The following is a 4,225-nucleotide window of genomic DNA, read 5'->3' on the forward strand; positions in this document are numbered from 1 at the left end:
TCGTGTTCCTATCAAGACCAGTTTCTGGTCGATTATTTGATGTGAAAGGGGCTAATTTTGTAATTTACCCGGCTCTTATTATCTTTGCAGGAGGCATGTTCCTTCTCAGCCAAGCGGAACAGGGATGGACCTTGCTGCTAGCAGGGGCAATTATCGGCCTTGGGTATGGAAACTTTACCTCTTCGGCGCAAGCTGTTTCTGTTAAAGTAACGCCGCCCCATCGCTTAGGTTTGGCTACATCAACCTATTTTATTTTTGTTGATCTTGGCTTTGGAGTTGGGCCTTATGTATTAGGGTTCCTTATTCCTTATACAGGATATCGAGGTCTTTATATGACAATGGTGGCTCTTATCCTATTCTGTATCATCCTTTACTACTTTATGCATGGAAAAAAGGAAAAACAGTTGAAGCGAGGAAAAGTGGTTTTGTCTGAAGCAAATCCGAGTGTTTGAATGCAGACGATAAAAAAGAGATGACAATAAGGAATGATTTCCTTTACGTCATCTCTCCCGCGTTAAAGCGGTGGAAGCTAATTTATCTCCTATTTGATTAGAAATAGGCTTCTACAGAAGCTGATAATTCTTGTAAATCGGACTCTAGTACCTTTTGCTTCTGCATATACAGTAACAATCCTTGGACAATATGTTCACGTGGTTCTTGCTGTGTTTGGCTAAATTCATGTTCAATCGCATCTAATGAAAGTACCAATTTATCCCGTTGCTTTTGGCTTATTGTGAGTGAGTCTATTACATCACGTATGCGGGAAATGATAAGAATGATTTGTTTATGGCACTCTTGTTTTTCTAACGCTTCCACATGAAGAAAGTTCTCCATTAGGTATTCATTCAACAGTGGCTTCTCATCATTAGTAAAGCTGACAACAATTGCATCCATGCGACGCATTAGGAAGGAAATTACTTCCTCTGGTGTTACTGGCTTTTGGTCAAATACGATGTAAGATATGTATTCCCTCAACATTCCTTTTAATATAGTCGCGCAGTCTAGTGCATAAAGCGATATACGTTCTCCGTACACCTTGATAAGACGTCGGTGAAGCCAAGTCAACAATTGGGCTCGTACCTTAAATAGAAGTTGACGAATTAGCTCGTTTTCACGTAACGTTTGTTCCTGCATCTGCAATTGAGTGAAGTCTCTATGCTCAAACGAATGTTCCAGAAGTGCTTGTAACTGTTTCATAAACTTTGTTTTTTCATCTAAGTTCTGGTTCGTAATTACATTCAATTTCTCATTTAGCAGTTCATAATGATGCTTGATACAGGAGAGGATAAGTTCCTCTTTAGAATTGAAATAATTATAAAAGGTACCTTTTGACATACCGCTACGCTCTACGATTTCCTGAATGGATGTTGCAAGGTATCCCTTTTGGCTGAACAGCTTTGTTGCTTCTGTAATAATTTCTTTCTTGCGTGTATTCACTCTATTCACCTCTATGTTCTCCGGGACGGTTCCAGATGAAGTTAGTAGTAATCTTGTCACTGTAAAGGTGGCTATTTCGCTCCTTATGACCTATGAGGACAAAAAATATTACTGCTCAAAAACTGGCGATCTTCATTTATATAAAACTCATCATGCAATTTATATGTGACCGGTTGGTCGTATGCACCTATCATAAAACAAGGAGTGGATAATAAGCAATATGAAAAAAGTATTTTAAATATGCAAGATAAATTGAATATATATTTGTTGTCAAAAACTAGCGGGTACTATATAGTATAGAATGTTATTGACTAATTGGTCATTTTTGATTGGAATATAAGTTGCAGTGGTTAGGATTTATTTATGTGTCAAAATGAAACAGTTATAAGAAAAGGAGAGTCTTCATGAATTCATTTCGCCGTTTATTTATTATCAATATTATTACGTTGATTGTACTTGTTGGGGGTGGCTTTCTTGGCTACTATTACTACAATCAATCACAAAGCTATTTAAAAACAAATAATGCCAAGATTGATGGAAAAATCATTCCAATAGCTTCCCCTGCAGCAGGTAAGCTAACTTCCTGGACAGGAGAGGTTGGCAAATCCTACAATGCTGGCGATAAAGTAGGTACCGTAGAATTCCAAACAGCAACTGCGATGCAAAATATAGATATCACAGTGCCAACGGGTGCAACTTTGGTACAATCGAATGCAACAGTAAATACTTTTGTCGGGGCAGGAACACCAATTGCTTATGCTTTCGATATGAACAATTTATATGTAACAGCAAATATTAAAGAAACAGATATTGACAAAGTACAAAAGGGGCAACAAGTAGACGTATATGTGGATGCGTATTCTGATACCGTATTAACGGGTGTCGTGGATCAAATTGGATTAACAACATCAGGAACGTTCTCTTTACTGCCAAGTAGTAATTCGAATGCGAATTACACGAAGGTTACACAAGTCATTCCAGTAAAAATTGCGTTAAACCATAATAAATCCTTAAATATTGTACCTGGGATGAACGTAACGGTTCGCATTCATAGATAAGGGGGGTACTACATGTTATCAACTATGATTGCAGTGTATGCACTCTTTAGTGTCCTTGTATTTTTCATTGTGAACGTGTTTTTTCGAAAACAAAAAAAGAAGAGTGAACTTGCAGAACCTCTTGCTTCTACTAAGCCAATGCAGCAGGACACTTTGGTAAAAGTGAAACAAGAAGAAAAAGAGGAAAAGCAAGAAGCGGTAGAAGAGAAACATATGGAGGAAGAAGAAATTCCGGCGACCAAAAAAATAACTCCTAAGCCCGCAGCAGAGCCTGCGATTAATGTACGATTGGTATTGTTCGTATTGATCTTAGGTATGTTTTTTTCCATTCTCAATCAAACCGTTATCAATGTAGCGTTACCGGTATTAATGAATGAGTTCAATGTATCTACAGCCACAGTGCAATGGCTGTCTACCGGTTTTATGCTGGTAAACGGGATCTTGGTACCTATTAGTGCCTATTTGATCCAATCTTTTACGTATCGAAAGCTATTTCTGATAGCTATGGGGTTTTTCACAGTCGGCTCTATTATTTGTGCTCTATCGGGTAATTTTCCAGTAATGTTAACAGGCCGTCTTGTGCAAGCAGTTGGAGCAGGTATTCTTATGCCAACAGGAATGAATATTTTTATGACGCTCTTTCCGCCAGAAAAACGCGGCGCAGCTATGGGACTTCTTGGGGTCGCATTGATTCTAGCACCAGCTGTCGGACCAACAATTGCCGGTTGGCTTGTGGAAAACTACACGTGGAATATTATGTTTTATGCGATGTTTGTTTTGGGAGCTGTTATCTTTTTGATGGCCTTACGCTGGTTCAAACTCGTACAGCCACTGTCGAAGCCGAAACTCGATGTAATCGGGGTTGTTGTATCTACTATTGGGTTTGGCAGTCTGTTGTATGCTTTAAGTGAAGCAGGAAATAAAGGTTGGGACAGCATAGAAATTGATGTTATGCTCACAATTGGAGTGGTTGGTCTCATTGTCTTCGTTTGGTGGGAACTCAACGCAAAAACGAAGCTCTTGGATTTAACCATTTTCAAGATTCCAGCCTTCTCCTTTACAATATTAATTAATATCATTATTACTATGGCGCTTTTTGGCGGAATGATTCTGTTGCCTGTATACTTGCAAAACATACGCGGCTTTTCACCAATTGATACCGGGTTATTACTGTTACCAGGATCATTAATTATGGGACTGATGGGACCATTTGCTGGAAAGCTATTTGATCGCTATGGCATTCGTCCACTGGCGATTTTTGGATTAATTTTGATGACATATGGAACGTATGAGCTATCAAAGCTTACAATGGACACGCCTTATGCTACAATTGTCGGAATTTACATCTTACGCTCTTTTGGGATGGCGTTTATTATGATGCCAATTATGACAGCGGGAATGAACGCATTACCGTTGAAACAGATTTCGCATGGTACTGCCTCCCAAAATACACTTCGTTCTATAGCTGGCTCGATTGGAACAGCAATTCTCGTCACCGTCATGACAAGACAAACAACCTTCCACGGGGCAGACTATGCGGGTGCGATTACATCTACTGATCCAATTATGAATCAGAATGTCGCGCAGATGAGTCAGAGCATCACAGCCTTGGCGCATGTATCACAACAAACGGGCTCGACGCTTAGCACGGCAGCACTATATAGTCAAGTCATGAAGCTTTCAATGGTAAACGGTATTAATGACGCATTTTTAATTGCTACTGTTTTGTC

Annotated in this window: 4 protein-coding genes; 3 read left to right on the forward strand and 1 reads right to left on the reverse strand. The window is 39.3% G+C overall.

Translation table 11 applies throughout. The features are described 5' to 3' along the window. Window positions 1-452, forward strand: a 452-nt coding sequence (locus AC11ZT_RS06625) for an MFS transporter (RefSeq protein WP_484058840.1), incomplete at its 5' end; no start/stop codon positions are given. A 97-nt stretch (window positions 453-549) separates the two neighbouring features. Here the strand turns inward: AC11ZT_RS06625 and AC11ZT_RS06630 are convergent. Beyond that, window positions 550-1,446 (reverse strand): TetR/AcrR family transcriptional regulator, encoded by an 897-nt coding sequence (locus AC11ZT_RS06630; RefSeq protein WP_484058841.1) that lies wholly within the window; start codon window positions 1,444-1,446, stop codon window positions 550-552. Window positions 1,447-1,841: 395 nt separating this feature from the next. On the opposite strand from AC11ZT_RS06630, the gene AC11ZT_RS06635 reads away from it, so the two are divergent. Both AC11ZT_RS06635 and AC11ZT_RS06640 read left to right on the forward strand, forming a co-directional pair. Beyond that, window positions 1,842-2,495 (forward strand): beta-barrel domain-containing protein, encoded by a 654-nt coding sequence (locus AC11ZT_RS06635; protein WP_484058842.1) that lies wholly within the window; start codon window positions 1,842-1,844, stop codon window positions 2,493-2,495. Between the two features lie 12 nt (window positions 2,496-2,507). After that, window positions 2,508-4,225 (forward strand): DHA2 family efflux MFS transporter permease subunit (locus AC11ZT_RS06640; protein ID WP_484058843.1); only part of this gene is annotated, 1,718 nt, incomplete at its 3' end.

It is taken from the genome of Ectobacillus sp. (genome assembly GCF_056992975.1).

Bases quoted from the DNA above. Each gene is read 5' to 3' on its own strand.
- AC11ZT_RS06635 (WP_484058842.1), top strand. From the start codon at position 1,842: ATGAATTCATTTCGCCGTTTATTTATTATCAATATTATTACGTTGATT.